Source organism: Cognatundibacterium crateris, assembly GCF_010078235.1.
Taxonomy (GTDB): Bacteria; Pseudomonadota; Gammaproteobacteria; order Burkholderiales; family Burkholderiaceae_D; genus Undibacterium; species Undibacterium crateris.
The window spans coordinates 138541-157054 of sequence record NZ_JAABOS010000002.1; the positions used below are offsets into that span (position 1 = coordinate 138541).

An 18514-nucleotide genomic window follows, 5' to 3' on the forward strand; every position below is an offset into this window, starting at 1 on the left:
TTCAGACCTGGGCGGCAAGAGGCTTGCCCTGTGCTATCACTGCGTGCAGATGCGCACGCAGGCTTTGTTTATCGGTCTTCCCTACCGCCGTCAGCGGCAAACGCTCGAGAATTTGAAAACGGTCTGGCAATTTGAAATCGGCTACGCCTTGCTCACGCAGATACTGGCGCAAACTGACGGCACGCAGCGTGCTGTCGCTGACCACGATGCAGGCACAGCTTTTTTCACCGAGTGCAGCATCCGGAATCGAAATCAAAGCTGCTTGCAAAATCGCCGGGTGCTTCAGCAGTAAATTCTCGATTTCTTCGGCAGCGATTTTTTCACCGCCACGATTAATCTGATCCTTGACGCGGCCAACCACACGCAAATAGCCATCCGCCGTTTTTTGCACCAGATCGCCGGATGCATAAAAGCCATCGGCATTGATGACTTGCCGATTGTGGTCGGGTGCCTGATAGTAGCCACGGAAGGTGTAGGGACCACGCGTCAGCAACAGCCCTGTTTCGCCATCTGCCACCGGTACGCCCTCCTGATCCACCACCAGCACTTCGTCATCCGGACTCATAGGACGACCCTGGCTGGTAAAGATTTTGTCTTCGCTGTCATCCAGTCTGGTGTAATTCACCAAGCCTTCTGCCATGCCAAACACCTGTTGCAGCTGACAGCCCAGCTCAGCCGGAACCCGTCTGGCCAAGGCTTCTGCAAAGCTGGCGCCGCCGACCTGCAATAAGCGCAAAGAGTGCAATTGCTGTTGCCTGCCCACTGCGGCCTGCAGCCATAAAATCACCGCAGATGGCACCAGTGCCGCCATGTTGACCTGATGCTGCGCGATCAGCGCGAAGCAGCGCACTGGCTCCGGGTCCAATGCCAGTATCACCGTACCTCCAGCATAGAACACACCCAGACTGCCGGGCGAACTGAGCAAATAATTGTGCCCGGCTGGCAGTACGCACAAATAGCGTGTGGCAGGGCTGAGTGCACAAATTTCAGCACTGCGCCGCACGCTGTAGTAGTAGTCATTATGGGTACGCGGTATCAGCTTAGGCGTACCGGTGCTGCCACCCGATAGCTGGAAAAATGCGACTTCATCCGCAGGTGTCGTCTGCATGACGCTAACTGTGTCACTTTGCTGACTGATCAAATCCGCTAAGTCCTCTGCATAATCCGTCGCACCCAGTACCAGGATATTGCGCAATGCCGGTATCCCGGTCCGCAGTTCATTGCTGAATCCAGCATCGGTAAACAACTGATGCCGCGCTGATGCAATCAGCAAGCTAGGTTGCAATTGACTGGCATAGGAAGAAAGCTCAAGCCGCTGATGACTGAATAAGGCATTGACCGGTGCAATGCCGGCCTTGAGCAAGGCAAAAAAGACGATGTAAAACTCAGCCACATTGGGTAATTGCACCAGGGCGCTATCGCCGGGGCCAAGCCCGCGCTGATGCAGGACACGGGCAAGACGTTCCGCGTCATCGTTGAGTTGACGATAGCTGTATTGGCGCTCGCCGCAAATGACGGCGATATGCTCAGGCTGTGACGTCACCTGACGCTGCAGGATGTCAGTCAATGGCAGGTCCAGCCAGTAAGCCTGTTGCCGATAATGTCTGGCCAGATCACTGGGCCAGGGGCTGAAAGGAAGCAGCGGTTTACGGGAAATCGCTGCACTCATACCAGCACCTCATCCGCCGCTTGCGGCTGCAGTTGCTGGGTTTGTTGCTGGGTTTGTTGCTGGGTTTGTTGCTGTGCTGTGCTTTGCTTTTCTGTCGGCTGTATCTCTATGCCTAAGGCATTGAGCATGGTTTGTAATTTCGCCTGCGTTTCTGCCCATTCAGATTCGGGACAGGATGCGGCCACGATGCCGGCACCGGCAAATAACTGAATCTGTTTTTCGCGCACCAGTCCACAACGTATGCTGACCGCCCACTCGCCCTCGCCCTCTGCATCACACCAGCCCACCATGCCGCCAAACAAACCACGTTCAAACGGTTCAACCAGGCTGATCAGTTTGCGTGCCAGCTGGGTAGGATAGCCACATAGTGCTGGCGTAGGATGTAACTGACAGGCGAGTTCCAGCACTGACATGGCGGGATCGGCCGGAATGCCTTCAATCGCTGTCGACAAATGCCACATCGATGCAGTGCTGATTAAGGATGGCGTCGCTGGCACCGTCAGCTCACTGCACAGAGTTTGCATGACGCGCTGCAGGTCTTCAATGACCAGGCTGTGCTCATACAAGTCTTTGTCTGAGTGCAGCAAATCCTGGCTGACTTGTTGATCCAGCGCAGGCGTGGCCTGACGCCGTGCCGAGCCCGCCAGCGGATTGGAATAGATACGGCCCGCATGCTTCCTAAGCAGTAGTTCTGGACTCGCACCGATCAGTTCAGCGCCGTTCGCTGTGCGCATGCGGAATTGATAGCCGCCCGGATTCTGCGCTAACAGCCGCGCAAAGAGCTGCGCCGGATCGATATTCTCTGCCAGTCCGACTTCGAGCAGGCGTGACAGCACCACTTTACGGATATCACTGAAATGAAAGTTTGCGATCGCCTGCTGCACGCCTTGCCGGAAGCGGATTTCTTCCGGCACGCTGCGTGCGTAAGTCGCTTGCGGCAAAGCTGTCGGTACTGACTGTACTGCAGCAGGCTGATCCTCACGTGTAAAAAATTCATAAGACTGTGGAATGGCCAGACTGACAGGCTGCTTCAGATCAAATGGAAGCGCACCGATCACGATGGGATGTGCTATGCCGTTGCTACGGGCACGCTCCAGTGCAGCCTGGACATGAGCCTGAAACTGCGCTGGTTCACGCCCCTCAGCCCGGGCTGGCATGGTGATCCATTCCGCTACGCCAGTCGCGCGCACACAGCGATGCGCCGACATGAATTGAAATACCGCTGATTCTGTATTGGCGTCGCGTTCGTCTTTGCGTGCGCCGGATGGAAATGCAAGCATGCTCATATCCTCACTAGCCTAAAAAAATATCGCTACGCTCTCAGTGGTCACACTGAAAATCTAAGCATTTCATTGGCTGGCGCTACGCTGGCTCGCTCCGCGTTTTGCGGGATAGTCCTGCTCCACTGTCGCCTTCAGCCTGTGGCTGTTGGTGAGTGATGGAGTTAGCAAAATATTGGCAGTCAGGACTACAGGGCAAAATGCTCCGTGTCCCGGCCACTTATTGCGATGTTGACGATGTTGACGATGATTACTTGATCTACCTAAGCCGGTGACAACGCGCGCATGTGCAGCGCGCTGCCCCGGCTGGCTTATACGTTTTTAGAATGCGTAGGTCGCGCTGACGTAGTAATTGCGGCCCAGTTCAAAGGTCTGGAAGTTTTTGTTTTTCTCTTCCAGGCTGACGTTAGTCAGATTTTTCACACCAAAACGCAAGGTCGTGTTCTTGTTGAGCTTAGCGGCGAAGGTCGCGTCATAGCGGGTGTAAGCTGGCAAGTCATTGCCCTCGAAGTATTGCTTGCCCACGTAATTTGCAGCCAGCGTGGTTTGCAGATTGTCCGTAGCTTTCCAATTCAGACTGAGGTTGAGCATGTTTTCCGGACGATTGTCGAGCTTGCTGAGCTTGCCGCTTTCATCGATGTATTCCGCCTTCAGATGTGTCAGATTACCCGCCACCGATACACCGGAACCGAGCTCCACATCCGCCTGCAATTCCAGTCCACGAGTCTTGGCTTTGGCCACATTCGCCCATTTGCGCGAAGGACCAGCCGCATCATAGAGAGAGACGATCATGTTATCGAGTTCATTTTTAAACACGACAGCGGTGAAGTTCCAGGCTTTCTGATGCACTTCCACACCGATTTCATAGTTGGTGCTTTTTTCCGGCGACAAGTTCGGATTCCCGGCCAGGAAGCATTTACCGCCACAACTGACCACGCTGTATTCTTTCGTGATCTGATACGCATCCGGAGCTTTAAAACCTTTGGTGATACCGCCTTTGACCGTGACTGCATCGTTGGCCTGATAGGTCAGGTAAGTCTTAGGTGAGAAGTGATTGCCAAACGCATCGTTCTTATCAAAACGTCCGCCCAGTGTCAGGTTCAGACCCTTGAGCAAATTGATTTCATCTTCGGCAAACAAGGCAGAAGTACGGGTACTGACGCCACCGCTTTTATAGACCATGTCAGAAATTTTCTGATCGCGGAAATCAAAACCGACAGTCATCGCATTGATGCCAAAATTGGTATTGGCGTAGAGCTTGGCGTAAGTATTTTCTTCTTTGATGAATCGTTGCTGCGGCTTGTTATAGCGCGAATTGAAATCATCGATGCTGGAAGATTCACGACTGACATAGGCCGTGGTGGTGCCCCAGTCCCAGCTGGCCTTGTGATTCAAACCGTAGGTATTGCGGGTGATTTCCTGCTCACGGTAATCCTTGGCCTCATAGTTCCATTGCGGGAAATAGGCATAGTAGTACATGCCATACGGACGCTTGTCTTTGTTGTAGCCAAAGTCGATATCCAGGGTCTGCGTTTCCGACAATTTCCAGGTGGCGGTCGTCATCAGATTCTGCGAACGTTTTTGCTCCAGGCGTGGCGCGTGAATTGGATCGGCATCAGAAAACCAAGGCTGACGATCATACATTTCGCCGCTGATGGACAGGCTCAGCTTGTCATTGATGGCGCCAGAGGTGGAGGCACCAAGACGATACTGATCCCCATTTGTACCCGAGGCGATGCGGCGGTATTCACTGCTGACACTGCCTATCCATTGCTTGCCCGGTTCTTTGGTAATGATGTTGACCACACCACCGATCGCATCCGAGCCATACAGCGCAGCCATAGGACCACGCACAATTTCCACGCGCTTGATGCTGTTCAAAGGAATAGAACTGAAATCGAAATCACCGCCACGCCACAACACACCGGAAGAAGATACCCGTCTGCCATTGAGCAACATCAGCGTGTATTTGCCACCCAGACCACGGATCTGAATTTCATCGCGGCCAGTGCCGTCGGTCATGTTATTCACGCCCACTGTTTCACGTAACAGATCAGCCAGACTATTCACCGGTGACTTGGCAATGTCATCCTCGGTCACGACGGTGGTAAATGCTGGCGCCGCCGCTATGGTATGGGCGCGCAAGGTCGCGGTGACCACCACCACAGAACCGTCAGCTGAATCTGCAGCCTCAACTGCCAGCGCGGATTGCGTCCCTATACTTGCAATTGCCAGGGCCAGGATTTTCTTTGCAAATGACATTTCTTTCCTCGGTAACAATAAGATCAATAAACGCAAATGATACTGATTCTCATTTGTGTTTGCAAATACTTTATGAAATAATTAATTGTTCCCAGAAATAAGGTCAACCGCATGAGTGCTTTAAGCATGAAACAGAGGGATGATAAGAGCATGCCAGTCACCGCCTTCGCAATGCGGCAACTGCCTGACGAGCTGCACATCGGCAAAGATGAAGTTCTCGTGGTGCTGGCCAGACGTCAGTTGGCAGCACAGATGAAGCTGGCGTACTTAGATGAGACTGAGCAAGCCCGCTATCACGCCTATGTGTTTGCGGCAGACAAACAAAGGCATTTACTCGCACATAGTCTGAAACGCGAGATCCTGGCTAAGCTGCTCAACAAAGCCCCAGCACAGCTGAAATTTCAAACGAATTCCAACGGCAAGCCCGGTCTGAGCGGGGAGAACTTACAGTTCAATCTCTCGCATAGCGGCGATTGGGTCGCCCTCGCCTTCAGTCATACGCATGCAGTCGGCATCGATGTTGAGCAAAGCAAGCCGCTTGATTATCTAAACCTGCTGCCGTCTGTCACGCATCCACACGATGATCTGGCCTGGCAGGAAGTTTCCGCAGCGACCCGCTTCATGGCGCTCTGGAGCATGAAGGAGGCTGTCAGCAAGTGCGCAGGATTCGGCCTGTCCCTGCCCTTCAGCAGCTTGCGACTGACGGCCTCAGGCGATCAGGCTTACAGCTGCGCTCTGCAGGATCAGCATTGGCAAGTCAGGCATGACATACGGGATGCGCACCACGTCGCAATCGCAATTCCTGCCCTCCCTACAACTACCCGCATCAGGCTGATTGAGCTTGGTGAGCTTAGTGAGCTGGGTGAACGCTATAAGCTCAGCGAAGCTCAGGAGCGTCAGACCACAGTCACCGAGCTTGCTTAGCATGCGTCAAACACAGCAGGTCGACACCGTTTTCACGAGCCACCCCAAGCGCAATCGCGCAGACTTTATTGTTTAGGATCGGGCAGTAGCGGCGGCGTGGCATCGCGATAAGTCAGATGGGAAATCCAGATTTCATGGATACGCTCATCGTACAGCCGCAACTGACAGGCAGCACTATCAACAAAGCGCGCACTGCCCTGCTCGCGGCTATACAGAGAATCACAATGCTGACGCAGATACGTTTCCCAGGCTTCCTGGGTTTTGATTAATGCTTTAGCGCTGCCCCAGACCACACTGTCCTGCTTTTGCGCAGCCAGATAATATTTCTGAAACTTGGCAATCTTCAACTCTATCTGCCCATTCATACACGCTGTAAGCTCCACCGTATTTTTACTATTTGCACATACCGCCGCATCTTGCGCTGACCATGCTGTGTTAGCAAGCAAGGCAAAAACGGTGGCAAACACAGACTTTACCAATGTTGATTTTTTCATTTTCAGAGAGGAAATTTGTGGTTGAAGATATTTTGGAGGCCAATTTTCTAAGTGCGATTTGCACATGGATGGAGTGCGTTTCTTTTTCCATGAGTTAATATTAAATCATGAAATATATAAAATAAAGCAACTTAATGCATAAATATTTTTATATTCTCAATCAACACAGAAATAGTCTTTTACCTAACGATCCTGGCTATGTATGGCTTGTTTTTACGGGAGGGTTACACACCTTACGGCTTTAACCGGAGGTCACCCATATTGTTTTGTCAAAGGCAAAAATTGGAAAGGGCGCAATACCCGATTCATGAGTTGCAAGTCCTAACTTAACTGGCTCAAGAAAGAGTGCCACATTCCAACCTCGATCATGAACGGTGCTACCGTATGCAACTCCATCAAGAGCGCCGACTGAGAAGTTATAGTCGCGCATGAACTCGGTTACAACTTGTGATGGCAGGTAGTCGATATGAACCTGGTTGGTGCGATCAATCGGCTTCATGATGTCATTTGCAAAATCATGCAAAAAGCGCAAAGTGAGACTATGAGTACGCGACTTCTCCGAAAACATGCTCGGTACAGCTGGTAAGCTCCGTAAGTCTAAAATCCGTATTTGGCGAAGCGATCGCCAGAGCCCGACTTTTGCTTGCTTTGCACGAGTCTCAATAAGTGCAGTAGTTGGCGAAGATGCGAGATAAAGCATCGGAATTCCGGCTGGATTCATACGATTGCTCTGAGTGGCGAACTCTATAGGCGGTGGCCCGAAGTCCGCGGCCCTAACACGTCGACCTTTCGGAATGTCAGGTCGCGCGCGCCAAAGTCTCAATCCTGCAGGAAGCTCTACAACCAAACCAAGATCTTCACTTGCGCTAGCAATGCTACTTAGCAGTGACGCTGGAGTAAGGGAATCTCGATCATCTCCACCGTCATCTTGAAAAAAGAATCTTCGTTTGTGTTTTACAGTATGGCAAAAAGACTCCCAACTACTCCACAATGCATCGTCAAGATCGAGTGCGCCAACATCAAAGTCACACCATGGTTCGTCGTTCATTTCGCAAGCGATTGCCGAATAAAGAGTGCCATTATGGTCTCTAGGCATTTCTAGCCCAATCTTATCCAGCATGCTCCAAGAATCCCAATACTCCCCAAGATAGCCCCCTTCAGCTGAGCAATACCCAAGCTGATCAACAGCTCTACCGTAGTAGCGCCCAATACACTGCTCAATATGTTGCGCAACTTTCTTGAACTCCAAAGTTGGGGAATCAAACTTACCGCAGAAGTTGCAACCACGACGTCCATCATGGTTACGAATCCAGGCACGTAAGTCTTGATTGGAAAAGCAAGAGGAGCAAACACGTTTTGAGTTCATATGCTGGAAATTATAAAGAATGTCATAGCATTTACTTGCTACATATTTTTAGAGTTGTTGCTTATACGTTAAAGGCTGATGTGATGTCGATAGCATGCGTAGGGCAATGCGTTTCACCTATAACGCCGTACGGAATCTATCAAAATCTCACCATGCCAAATGATCAGTATCGACAAGACAGCCTCATTTTCAAAACAAAAAAGCCCTGAAAAATCAGGGCTTTAAATTGAAACTTTACAGTTTACATCGCAGGTACGAATTAGAACGGAATATCGTCATCCATATCCGAGAAATTCGGGGCTGGGCGGGATACCGGGGCTGGGCGTTGGGCCGGGGCTGCCGGGCGTTGGGCTGGGGCCGGTGCGCCGTAGCCGTCGTCCATGCCTGCGCCGCCACCCATACCGCCGCCCATACCCTGGCGGCTGCCTAACATCTGCATGGAATCTGCTTTGATGTCAGTTGCATACTTTTCCACGCCGTCTTTATCGGTGTATTTGCGGGTACGCAGGGAACCTTCGACGTAGACCTGGGAGCCTTTTTTGAGGTACTGGCCAGCGATTTCAGCCAGCTTACCGAAGAAGGTAATGCGGTGCCATTCGGTCTGTTCTTTCTTTTCGCCTGTCGCTTTGTCTTTCCACGTATCGGTGGTCGCTACAGTAATGCTGGTCATGGCATCACCGTTAGGCATATAACGGGTTTCCGGATCGCGGCCCAAATTGCCGACGATAATCACTTTATTCACAGATGCCATATTTTCTCCTGATTTCCTATTACTTCCTGTATTTTCCCGAATTGTGCCGTCAATTTCCAGTTGAATCGATAGCGATCAAGTTGCTTCGGGCTTGTTCTTGCCTGCACGGCGCGCTACTTCCGGCATATTGACTGCGATTATAAGCCAGATAAGCGTCAATACCGCACAGAGCGCGAAGATTGCTGCACCACCTGCAGACTGAGTCAGCCAGCCACCGGCTGCGGCGCCACAGGCAATGCCTAAGGCCTGCAAGGTGTTATACACACCCAGCGCTGCGCCTTTGGCGGCGGGCGGTGCGATGCGTGACACCAGCGAAGGCTGACTGGCTTCCAGTGTGTTAAAGGCCATAAAAAACGCGAACAGTAAGGCGACCAGCGCCAGTGGTTGCTGCAGTAATTGCCAGAAGCCGATCTGCACCACCAGCAATAAAGCAATGGCGCCGATAAATACCTGCTTCATTTTTCCATATTTTTCGCCCACAAAAATAGCGGGCAACATAGCAACAAACGAGACCAGCATCACTGGCAGATAGATTTTCCAGTGACTCGCGACCGGCATGCCAGCCACCTGTACCAGCGCGCCCGGCACCACGACAAACATCGCCATCTGCGCAAAATGCAATACAAACACGCCCAGATTCAGGCGCATTAATTCTTTGTTCCTGAGTACCACGGAAAACGGTACCGGCGCGTGCTGTTGCGGCGGCGCATCCGGCGTCACGCGTAACACCACAGCGATGGCTGCCACGCCCATCACGGCGATCATGGCAAACATGCCGGGCATGCCTATGCTTTCAAACAGTACCGGGGAAATTACCATGGCCAGCGCAAAGGTCAGGCCGATGGAGCCGCCCACCATCGCCATCGCCTTGGTGCGGTGCTCTTCGCGTGTGGTATCGGCAATCATGGCGGTAATGGCAGCCGAGATCGCGCCCAGCCCCTGTATGCCGCGTCCCAGCATGATGCCGCTCAGGCTGGTCGAGGCAGCGCAAATAATGGCGCCTACGATAAACAGGATCAGTCCCGTCACGATCACGGGCTTACGGCCAAAACGGTCAGAAGCCATCCCAAAAGGAATCTGGCAAAACGCCTGTACCAGGCTAAACATACCCAGCGCCAGCCCAACCATCAGTGCATTATTGCCGCCGCTCAGACTCTTGGCATAAATCGCAAATACCGGCGACAGCATGAACAAGCCCAGCATGCGCAAAGCGAACACGGATGCCAGCGAGGCACTGGCGCGCAGCTCGCTGCGACTCATGCCCGCTGGTTCCGCCTCTGGCTGCCTGGCGTGGTCGAAATCTGTTGCAATAGTCATATGAATAACGCTGGTGTGTGGCCTAAAATGCGGAAAGCAGACCCGAGTCCGCGGTAAATTTGAAAAACCCGTTATAGTAGCAGGTTGCTTGCCTCCGCCAAAATTCAGTTGATACCATGACGACACGATCAAAAGCCGCAAAAGCACCAAAACCCGCCGAAATCGAATTCGACGCCGATGATATAGCACGTATGCAAAAACGCGAGTTGATACGCGTCAGAGGCGCACGTACCCATAATCTGAAAAACATCAATCTGGACCTGCCACGCAATAAGCTGGTGGTGATCACCGGTTTGTCCGGCTCAGGCAAATCTTCGCTGGCCTTTGATACCCTGTATGCGGAAGGACAGCGCCGTTATGTCGAATCTTTATCGGCGTATGCGCGTCAGTTCCTGCAACTGATGGAAAAACCGGATGTGGATCTGATTGAAGGTCTGTCACCGGCGATTTCTATCGAACAGAAGGCGACCTCGCATAATCCGCGCTCTACCGTCGGCACCGTCACTGAAATCCATGATTATCTGCGTCTGCTGTACGCACGGGTAGGCACACCGTATTGCCCGGATCATCCGGAAAACCCGCTGGCCGCGCAATCGGTATCGCAAATGGTGGATGCGGTACTGGCCATGCCGGAAGACAGCAAGCTGATGATACTGGCGCCGGTCGTGTCTAACCGCAAAGGCGAACATGTGGATCTGTTTGAACAGATGCAGGCTCAGGGTTTCGTACGCTTTCGCGTGCAGAGCGGCACCCAGGAAGCGCGCATCGTTGAAGCAGATGATTTGCCTAAACTGAAAAAGACCGAAAAACATACCATAGCTGTAGTGGTCGATCGCGTCAAAGTACGCGAGGATATCAAGCAGCGACTGGCGGAATCCTTTGAAACCTGTCTGCGCATCGCGAATGGCCGCGCGCTGGTGGTGAATATGGACAGCGGCCATGAACAACTGTTTTCAAATAAATTTGCCTGTCCGGTATGCGGCTATTCGCTGCAAGAACTGGAGCCGCGTCTGTTCTCGTTCAATAACCCTATGGGTGCCTGTCCCGAATGTGACGGACTCGGTCATATCGAATTCTTTGATCCGAAACGTATCGTCGCCTTTCCTAATTTGTCGCTGGCCAGTGGTGCGGTCAAAGGCTGGGATCGCCGCAATCAGTTTTACTTCCAGATGCTGTCGAATCTGGCAGCCTTCTATGAATTCGATATCGACACGCCCTTTGAGCAATTGCCGGAATCTGCACAGCAAGTCATTCTGTATGGCTCGGGTAAGCAGCAAATCCCGTTCACCTACATCAATGAAAAAGGCCGCACCGTCGTTAAGGAACACAGCTTTGAGGGGGTGGTCACGAATCTGCAGCGGCGCTACCGCGAAACCGATTCGATGGCGGTCAAGGAAGAGCTGGCGAAATTCATTAATGAAAAAACCTGCCCATCCTGCGATGGCGCACGTCTGCGCATAGAAGCACGCTATGTGAAGGTAGGCAGTGGTGAGCAGGAAAAAGCGATATTTGATATCAGCGCAATGCCGCTGCGCGCAACCCTGCATTTCTTCGAGCATTTGCAATTGCATGGCGCGAAACGCGATATTGCTGACCGCATCATCAAAGAAATCACGGCGCGCCTGACTTTCCTGAATAACGTAGGACTCGATTATCTGTCGCTGGAACGCAGTGCCGATACGCTGTCAGGCGGTGAAGCTCAGCGTATCCGCCTCGCTTCACAAATCGGCTCGGGCCTGACCGGCGTGATGTATGTGCTGGATGAGCCTTCTATAGGTCTGCATCAGCGCGACAACGACCGGCTGATCGATACGCTCAAGCATTTGCGCGATATCGGCAACAGCGTGCTGGTGGTGGAGCATGACGAAGATGCGATACGCTGCGCCGACTTCGTAGTCGATATGGGCATAGGCGCTGGTGTGCATGGCGGTGAAGTGATCGCCCAGGGCGCGCTGGATGACATTATGCAGAATCCGCGTTCGCTGACGGCAAAGTATCTGAGCGGCGAACTGGAAATCAGCGTACCGAAGCAACGTAGCGCCGCCGATCCCGATAAGCAATTGCTGATTGCAGGTGCGCGTGGCAATAATCTGAAAAATCAGGATATGACACTGCCGGTTGGTTTGCTGACTTGCGTAACCGGCGTATCCGGCTCGGGCAAATCCACGCTGGTGAATGACACGCTCTACCATGTGGCGGCCCGCCATTTGTATGGCTCACAGACTGAGCCTGCAGCGTTTGATCATGTGAGCGGACTCGAGCATTTTGATAAGGTGATTTCTGTCGATCAGGCGCCGATAGGCCGCACACCACGTTCGAATCCAGCCACCTATACCGGCTTATTCACGCCTATCCGCGATTTGTTTTCCACGGTACCGACCGCGAAAGAACGTGGCTACAGCGCTGGCCGCTTCTCGTTCAACGTGAAAGGTGGCCGCTGTGAAGCCTGTCAGGGCGATGGCGTGATCAAAGTCGAAATGCACTTCTTGCCGGATGTGTACGTCCCCTGCGATGTCTGCCATGGCAAACGCTATAACCGCGAAACCCTGGAAGTCCAGTACAAGGGCAAGAATATCCACGAAGTGCTGGAAATGACGGTTGAGGATGCGCACGAATTCTTCAAGCCTGTACCAGTGATCGCACGTAAGCTGCAGACCTTGCTGGATGTCGGCCTTGGTTATATCCGTCTGGGTCAGAGCGCCACCACGCTGTCCGGTGGTGAGGCACAAAGGGTGAAGCTGTCGCTGGAACTATCCAAGCGCGATACTGGCCGCACCTTGTACATCCTGGATGAACCGACCACCGGTCTGCACTTCCACGATATTGCGCTACTGCTCAAAGTCATACACCGCCTGCGTGATCAGGGTAATACGCTGGTCATCATCGAACACAATCTGGATGTGATCAAGACTGCCGACTGGCTGATTGATCTGGGACCGGAAGGCGGTGCGGGTGGCGGCAGAATTATCGCTACCGGCACACCGGAACAAGTGGCCGCCAACCCCGACAGCGTGACGGGTAAATACCTGCTGCCACTGCTGAAAAAACACAAAAAATAAGCTTTATATTTATCTTAAATTTGTATGTCTATCCGTCTGATCGTCGGCCTTGGTAATCCTGGGCCGGAGTATGAACAAACCCGTCACAACGCAGGCTTCTGGCTGCTGGATCAGTTTCCGGTCAGCCTGCAGCGCGACAAAAATTTTAATGCGCTGGTGGGAAAAACCCGTATCGCCGGTCAGGAAGTCTGGCTGCTGCAACCCCAGACTTTTATGAATCGTTCCGGCCAGTCAGTCGGTGCGATCTGCCGCTTTTATAAAATCACCCCGGATCAGATTCTGGTGGTGCATGATGAGCTGGATATGCTGCCCGGTGTCGCCAAGCTCAAAAAAGGCGGTTCGTCCGGCGGCCATAACGGACTCAAAGACATCACCGCTGCGCTCGGCACTCAGGATTACTGGCGGCTGCGTATCGGCATCGGTCATCCGCGCACGCTGAATCTGAATCAGGGCGTGGCAGATTTTGTACTGCACCGTCCCCGCAAAGAAGAACAGCCACTGATCGATGAAGCGATTGCAAAAAGTATGGATGTATTGCCGCTGATGGTCGATGGCGAATTCGCGGAAGCGATGACGCGTTTGCATACCAGCGCAAAGTAGACATCAATTCAGCACCAGCGGAGTCCTCATGTCCTCGTCCATACAGATTTTTGCCGGTCAGACTGCTTATCGCCACATACAGCAACATGGTCTGCAAGCAGCTGATATCGCCGTGATTCCGGCCGCTGCTGGCGGCCCCAAAGGCCTGATTTTGCAAGCCATGGATCAATGGCTGTTTGGTGACTGGCTGGCCGCTGCACCGCGTGAACGCAGCCTGATCGGCGCATCGATAGGCTCCTGGCGTATGGCCGCTGCGGCCTGCGCAGATCCGGCAGCTGCATTTGCACGGCTCGGGGATTTGTATTGCGAACAGACTTATCCGGAAAAACCTAGTGCTGAATATGTCACGACTGAGATTCAAGGCATGCTGCAGCGCTTCATCGGCGGCTATGAACAGGAAATACTGCAACACCCTTACCAGCGTCTGCATATCCTGATCAATCGCGGTCAGCGCGGCCTCAGCGCACCGGCCAATATGAAAGCGGCGAAGGCTGGCTTTGTCGCGGCGGCGCTGGCGAATCTGCGCGGCCGGGAACATCTGGCGAAACATCTGGAACGGGTGGTGATGAGCGATAGCCGCGATGCGCTGCACTGGCTGAAAACGCCATTTGACGCGTTCAGCAGCCAGTTTTGTGCACTCAGCAGCACCAATCTGCAAAGCGCATTACTGGCTTCCGGCACACTGCCTCTGATCATGCAGGAAGTCCGCGCTGTCGCGCAGGCACCGGCTGGCTACTATTGGGATGGTGGCATCATCGATTATCACCTGGCATTTCCCTACTCACGCTTGCTGAGCAACAAGCGCAGCGAACTGGTCTTGTATCCCCATTTCAGCGATCAGATCATACCGGGCTGGCTGGATAAGGCGCTGCCATGGCGGCGTGCCGCACGTGGCCATTTTGCACCCTGGCTGGACAATGTGGTGATGATCGCACCTTCACGCGATTTCATACGCAGCCTGCCGCGCGCCAAACTGCCGGATCGCAAAGACTTTGCCTATTATGGTCTGCAGCATGCGCAACGCATCAGTCAATGGCGGCTGGCGATGGCCGGGAGCCAGCGTATGCGCGATGATCTTGCGGCTTTCATCGCACGGCCAGATATGCGCGCCGTACGCTTGTTCTAAAGCTTACTATCGCTCGCAAACGCAATGTATGATGTTCGAGCCCAGCGAAAAAATTCTGCCAAATTTATCAAAATTAGATTTCTGTGAGTATTGATTTACATTCCAGTTAAAAAATGCATAGCGATCAAACATATCTCACATCTTTACGCTTGAGTCGACATTGTTTCCTGTTCCTATTGCTGGCTGCGTTGATTTTTCTCTCAGTATTGTATCCATCGAATAGTTTAGCTGTGGGGCGCTACGATGCTAAATCGACAGCTGAATGCGAAATGCAAGTGAATGCAGTACCAAATCCAACGCCTCGGTGGAGGCAAGTTGCCTTGCAAAATTGCAAATTAATCGATCAGATGCGCCACAATGCAAGAATGAGTTTGGCTTACAACCGAGTATCAAATGCCTTAAGGTCGATGAAATCCGGGGACCCAATTTCTGATAGAGCACAAAGAGAAATCTATGCGGACCAGATCATTGTACGCAAATATCCTCCTGAACCTTACCTCACTGCTTATAAAGCGCTGTTCTTAGAGTTTGTACAAAAAGCTCTTAGATACGATCCCACCACGGCTGCTCTAGCAAGTCACTGGGAGGAAAGCGCGGCTCGTTGCGAACTGTTTAACGATACGCTTCAAGCAATCAAAAGCAAGCATGAGGAAGCACTTCTTGCAGCTTTAAGAGCGAGACGCTCTAGTGACGTGACAGAAAAATCAAAGTCGAATGAATATGAAGCTCTACGTCAAGCGTACTTGCAAAAGCTGACAATCCACAAGCGAAGTGCGAGTGCCTTGCAGTGTCTCTACCCTGATCCCGTTGTCGAATCAATTTCTGAAACGAATACGACGGGCTTAATTAAAAGGGATGTTTACGTCGAGTCAGAAGAGGATGCACCAAAAGGCAACATGCAGTCAGTAGGTGCGTACTTATGGCGCTCCGAAGGAAGTAGTGCGAAGCAATTGGCTAATCGCCATATTTTGGTTTATGGTGCTGGCTTGTCCAGCGACTATTGGGAGCCAAACTCTTTTCAACTCCAAAAGTTGAAATCCCATCTGGTAATGGGTAAATTTGATCAGAACAGAATAGATCCTTTACTGTGGGATCCAAAGCAACATGGCTGGCACAAACTAATGGCTGCCCCCGAGTGCCCCAGCAACCGCCGCTCCTTGCATACGACAACAGAACTACCTGATGGAAAAGTACTGATTGTCGGCGGGGTATGCTCCAGGGACAGCGGCGAAACCACGAATGCGCAATTACAAAGCAATATCGGATTGTCGCTACTCGATGTTTCTACACGCAAATGGTTGAAAGCGCCTGTTACTCAACAAGCCCGCGTCTACCATACTGCCAACCTAATGCCAAACGGTGGCGTCATCATTATCGGTGGTCTGGATGTATCAAAAGCCGATGGAACACAAACAGTCCTCAATAGTGTCGAGCTCTTTTCGCAGGGCACATTGAGCATCCTGCCTCCATTATTACAGGCACGAGCAAAGCACAGTACTACAATTCTCCCCAATGGCAGCGTGGTCGTTGCTGGTGGTTTTGATCTAAGTGGAAACCCCTTAGATTCAGTCGAAATTTGGAATCCAACGACTTCTTCGTGGCGTCTTTTGGCACCTATGAAAACAGCTAGATTCAGTCACACAGCAAGTCTATTAAAAAATGGACAGGTCATCTTTGCTGGGGGGTGGAGTAGCGCAGAAACGCCCACGTCATCAGTTGAAATTCTGGACCTCTCTTTAGAAAATTGGACCCCCGGTCCAGATTTGCCTATTACTCTGCATGGACATGCGGCCACAGTATTGAGCACTGGCGCGGTGGTTGTGGTTGGTGGTGCCTGGATCGCATCCCCGGATCGAGAAATACCTTGGGCGTGGATTTTGGATGTTAATAGTAATGAATGGCATGCCATTGGCAGGGCAGTCATACCGAAGCGTGATTCATTATCCACTGGCCTTTCACTTACAGAGAACAACCAAGGCGGAATTGATATCCTTTCAAAAAACGGGATCTTCCGGTGGAGACCAAACAAAGACACGTCTTTCAAAGCGATTCCCAATTGGCGAAACTATCCGAGCATCACCAAGCTAGCTGATGGTAAATCAATGTGGATTGGACTTGAGTTCGGGAATATGGGAACAACGCGACCGATTGCCTATCTGTACGATCCCATTTCAAAAACATGGTCTAACGCTGGTCGCTTAAATCGCGGGCAGTGGTCCAATGAAGCCAGTATTGAACTGTCCTCACGCCAAGTCATGCATCTTGGAATTACCGCAGATGTTCTGCAATGCGAAATATGGGAGCCTGGTACAACAATATGGACCGATTGCGGGGCCGCGCAGTCAGAATACGTCAGTCATACCCCACTAGAGCTAGGACTCATGCCAGATGGTCACGTATTTGCGATCGCCAATTTACACGAAACATTTGTATTCGATGCGGAGACAAAGGAGTGGAATGTTTGGCACTCTGAATGGAATCCCAACAGTCTACAATTTGGTGTTGCGATGCGCGTAGAAGCGCCACTCTTTTCGCTCTACGATGAATACACCGGCAAGTGGATAGTGGACAACAATGCGGGGGCACATTTTTGGATGCGGGGAACAACCAGCGATGGCGATCGACTTTTATTAGATAAAAAAGCGGGAATCTGGACTTATGTTTTACATGGACAAAAAGTTATAGGGAAAGATGCCCAATTTCTACCCGATGGTTGTGCCCTCTCTACTAATCCGCTTTCAATATTTAATCCATCAACTGGAAAGGCCGAGTTGATCGAAGGATCAATAGCAGCAAGAATTCCTAAATACGGTGTATTGCAGGTCTATGACGACGGTACATTCACAGTGGTTAAAGAAATGCAACACGAAACCGACATTGGCATCGCATTTTTTTCGGGAAAAGCAAGTTGCTCTGGTATTACTTCAATTGATTTAACGAATGATCAAGTCTTTGGGGGTTTAATCAAAGACCTTGCCACACCAGTCGCAATAACAAAGTCTGAAGAACGTCACTTTATTAATGTTGTGCGCGAATTCTGGTTTCAGAAAGTTCAACCTTGGTTCCAACAATATCTATGGATTATTTTGATTGTACTTGCACTAACAATCATTTTTGTTCTTTCAAAAAAGACGGATCTCGGAAAAGTACAAATCAAATCATCCCTGTCTTTTCGAATTTTCATCTATACGCTAGTGGGCTTATATGTGATCGCAAACCTATCACAGCGTTTTAGCGCCCCCAAAAAAGATATTTGGTTCACCTGCGATTTGGAAATCAAAGCGTGCCTCGACGAAAAGACTGGGCTATTAAAATCCGAAAACCAAGTACCAAGCTCAGTCCCTTGCAATATGGTAGGTACTTGGACATACAGAAAATACAATGTGCAGCGTCGCATCACCCTTAAGGATGACGGTAGTTATTCGATGAAATCGGTACAAGGCAGCGCGGAGGATGGTAAGGTCTATACTGGCTTGTGGTCAAAGCAAGGCGATACAATCGCATGGCGACACGAACAAGGCGGAACAGATATTGAGCGCAATCCGATTATATTTGACGACGAGAGGCAATTTACATTAACTGAATTCGATGGGAGTAAAACCCATTTTGAATTGAACCAACTAAGTTCATCACAGCATTGCTCAAAATAATAATTGCTCGAAATTA

General features: G+C 51.5%; 12 protein-coding genes. 5 read left to right on the forward strand and 7 right to left on the reverse strand.

Annotated features, from left to right (window positions below; all coding sequences use genetic code 11):
• Position 1 precedes the first annotated feature (1 nt).
• The 3 genes from EYB48_RS03820 to EYB48_RS03830 all read right to left on the reverse strand — a co-directional run bounded on the left by EYB48_RS03820 (position 2) and on the right by EYB48_RS03830 (position 5211).
• Positions 2–1669, reverse strand: coding sequence for a (2,3-dihydroxybenzoyl)adenylate synthase (locus tag EYB48_RS03820; RefSeq protein ID WP_162018988.1), 1668 nt, complete (start codon positions 1667–1669; stop codon positions 2–4).
• Positions 1666–2949: an isochorismate synthase gene (locus tag EYB48_RS03825; RefSeq protein WP_162018989.1), complete on the reverse strand. Its 1284-nt coding sequence runs from the start codon at positions 2947–2949 to the stop codon at positions 1666–1668. The genes EYB48_RS03820 and EYB48_RS03825 overlap by 4 nt, the downstream gene beginning before the upstream one ends.
• A gap of 321 nt (positions 2950–3270) precedes the next feature.
• A complete protein-coding gene (locus EYB48_RS03830) occupies positions 3271–5211 on the reverse strand; it encodes a TonB-dependent receptor plug domain-containing protein (protein ID WP_162018990.1) in 1941 nt (646 codons plus the stop codon).
• A 126-nt stretch (positions 5212–5337) separates the two neighbouring features.
• On the opposite strand from EYB48_RS03830, the gene EYB48_RS03835 reads away from it, so the two are divergent.
• On the forward strand, positions 5338–6135 hold the full coding sequence (locus EYB48_RS03835; RefSeq protein WP_162018991.1) for a 4'-phosphopantetheinyl transferase family protein: 798 nt from the start codon (positions 5338–5340) through the stop codon (positions 6133–6135).
• A gap of 65 nt (positions 6136–6200) precedes the next feature.
• Here the strand turns inward: EYB48_RS03835 and EYB48_RS03840 are convergent, their stop codons facing one another.
• From EYB48_RS03840 to EYB48_RS03855, 4 genes are all read right to left on the reverse strand, one after another.
• Complete coding sequence (locus tag EYB48_RS03840) at positions 6201–6602, reverse strand: lysozyme inhibitor LprI family protein (protein ID WP_162018992.1); 402 nt, start codon at positions 6600–6602, stop codon at positions 6201–6203.
• Between the two features lie 268 nt (positions 6603–6870).
• On the reverse strand, positions 6871–7995 hold the full coding sequence (locus EYB48_RS03845) for a HEPN-associated N-terminal domain-containing protein (protein WP_162018993.1): 1125 nt from the start codon (positions 7993–7995) through the stop codon (positions 6871–6873).
• 259 nt (positions 7996–8254) lie between these two features.
• Complete coding sequence (ssb, locus tag EYB48_RS03850) at positions 8255–8746, reverse strand: single-stranded DNA-binding protein (RefSeq protein ID WP_162018994.1); 492 nt, start codon at positions 8744–8746, stop codon at positions 8255–8257.
• Between the two features lie 75 nt (positions 8747–8821).
• Complete coding sequence (locus EYB48_RS03855) at positions 8822–10006, reverse strand: MFS transporter (RefSeq protein ID WP_162019422.1); 1185 nt, start codon at positions 10004–10006, stop codon at positions 8822–8824.
• Between the two features lie 248 nt (positions 10007–10254).
• Between EYB48_RS03855 and uvrA the strand changes: the two genes are divergently transcribed.
• The 4 genes from uvrA to EYB48_RS03875 all read left to right on the forward strand — a co-directional run bounded on the left by uvrA (position 10255) and on the right by EYB48_RS03875 (position 18498).
• On the forward strand, positions 10255–13122 hold the full coding sequence (uvrA, locus tag EYB48_RS03860) for an excinuclease ABC subunit UvrA (protein WP_162019423.1): 2868 nt from the start codon (positions 10255–10257) through the stop codon (positions 13120–13122).
• A gap of 24 nt (positions 13123–13146) precedes the next feature.
• Entirely contained in the window at positions 13147–13722 is a 576-nt protein-coding gene (pth, locus tag EYB48_RS03865) for an aminoacyl-tRNA hydrolase (protein WP_162018995.1), read from the forward strand.
• 28 nt (positions 13723–13750) lie between these two features.
• Positions 13751–14848 carry a patatin-like phospholipase domain-containing protein gene (locus EYB48_RS03870; protein WP_162018996.1) on the forward strand — a complete coding sequence of 366 codons (1098 nt, stop codon included), beginning with the start codon at positions 13751–13753 and terminating at the stop codon, positions 14846–14848.
• A 113-nt stretch (positions 14849–14961) separates the two neighbouring features.
• Complete coding sequence (locus tag EYB48_RS03875) at positions 14962–18498, forward strand: Kelch repeat-containing protein (RefSeq protein WP_162018997.1); 3537 nt, start codon at positions 14962–14964, stop codon at positions 18496–18498.
• Positions 18499–18514 lie beyond the last annotated feature (16 nt).

Coding starts and splice junctions, on each gene's coding strand:
- EYB48_RS03875 (WP_162018997.1), top strand. CDS start 14,962: ATGCATAGCGATCAAACATATCTCACATCTTTACGCTTGAGTCGACAT.
- EYB48_RS03825 (WP_162018989.1), bottom strand. CDS start 2,949: ATGCTTGCATTTCCATCCGGCGCACGCAAAGACGAACGCGACGCCAAT.
- EYB48_RS03820 (WP_162018988.1), bottom strand. CDS start 1,669: ATGAGTGCAGCGATTTCCCGTAAACCGCTGCTTCCTTTCAGCCCCTGG.
- EYB48_RS03835 (WP_162018991.1), top strand. CDS start 5,338: ATGAAACAGAGGGATGATAAGAGCATGCCAGTCACCGCCTTCGCAATG.
- EYB48_RS03855 (WP_162019422.1), bottom strand. CDS start 10,006: ATGAGTCGCAGCGAGCTGCGCGCCAGTGCCTCGCTGGCATCCGTGTTC.
- EYB48_RS03830 (WP_162018990.1), bottom strand. CDS start 5,211: ATGTCATTTGCAAAGAAAATCCTGGCCCTGGCAATTGCAAGTATAGGG.
- EYB48_RS03845 (WP_162018993.1), bottom strand. CDS start 7,995: ATGAACTCAAAACGTGTTTGCTCCTCTTGCTTTTCCAATCAAGACTTA.
- uvrA (WP_162019423.1), top strand. CDS start 10,255: ATGCAAAAACGCGAGTTGATACGCGTCAGAGGCGCACGTACCCATAAT.
- EYB48_RS03870 (WP_162018996.1), top strand. CDS start 13,751: ATGTCCTCGTCCATACAGATTTTTGCCGGTCAGACTGCTTATCGCCAC.
- pth (WP_162018995.1), top strand. CDS start 13,147: ATGTCTATCCGTCTGATCGTCGGCCTTGGTAATCCTGGGCCGGAGTAT.
- ssb (WP_162018994.1), bottom strand. CDS start 8,746: ATGGCATCTGTGAATAAAGTGATTATCGTCGGCAATTTGGGCCGCGAT.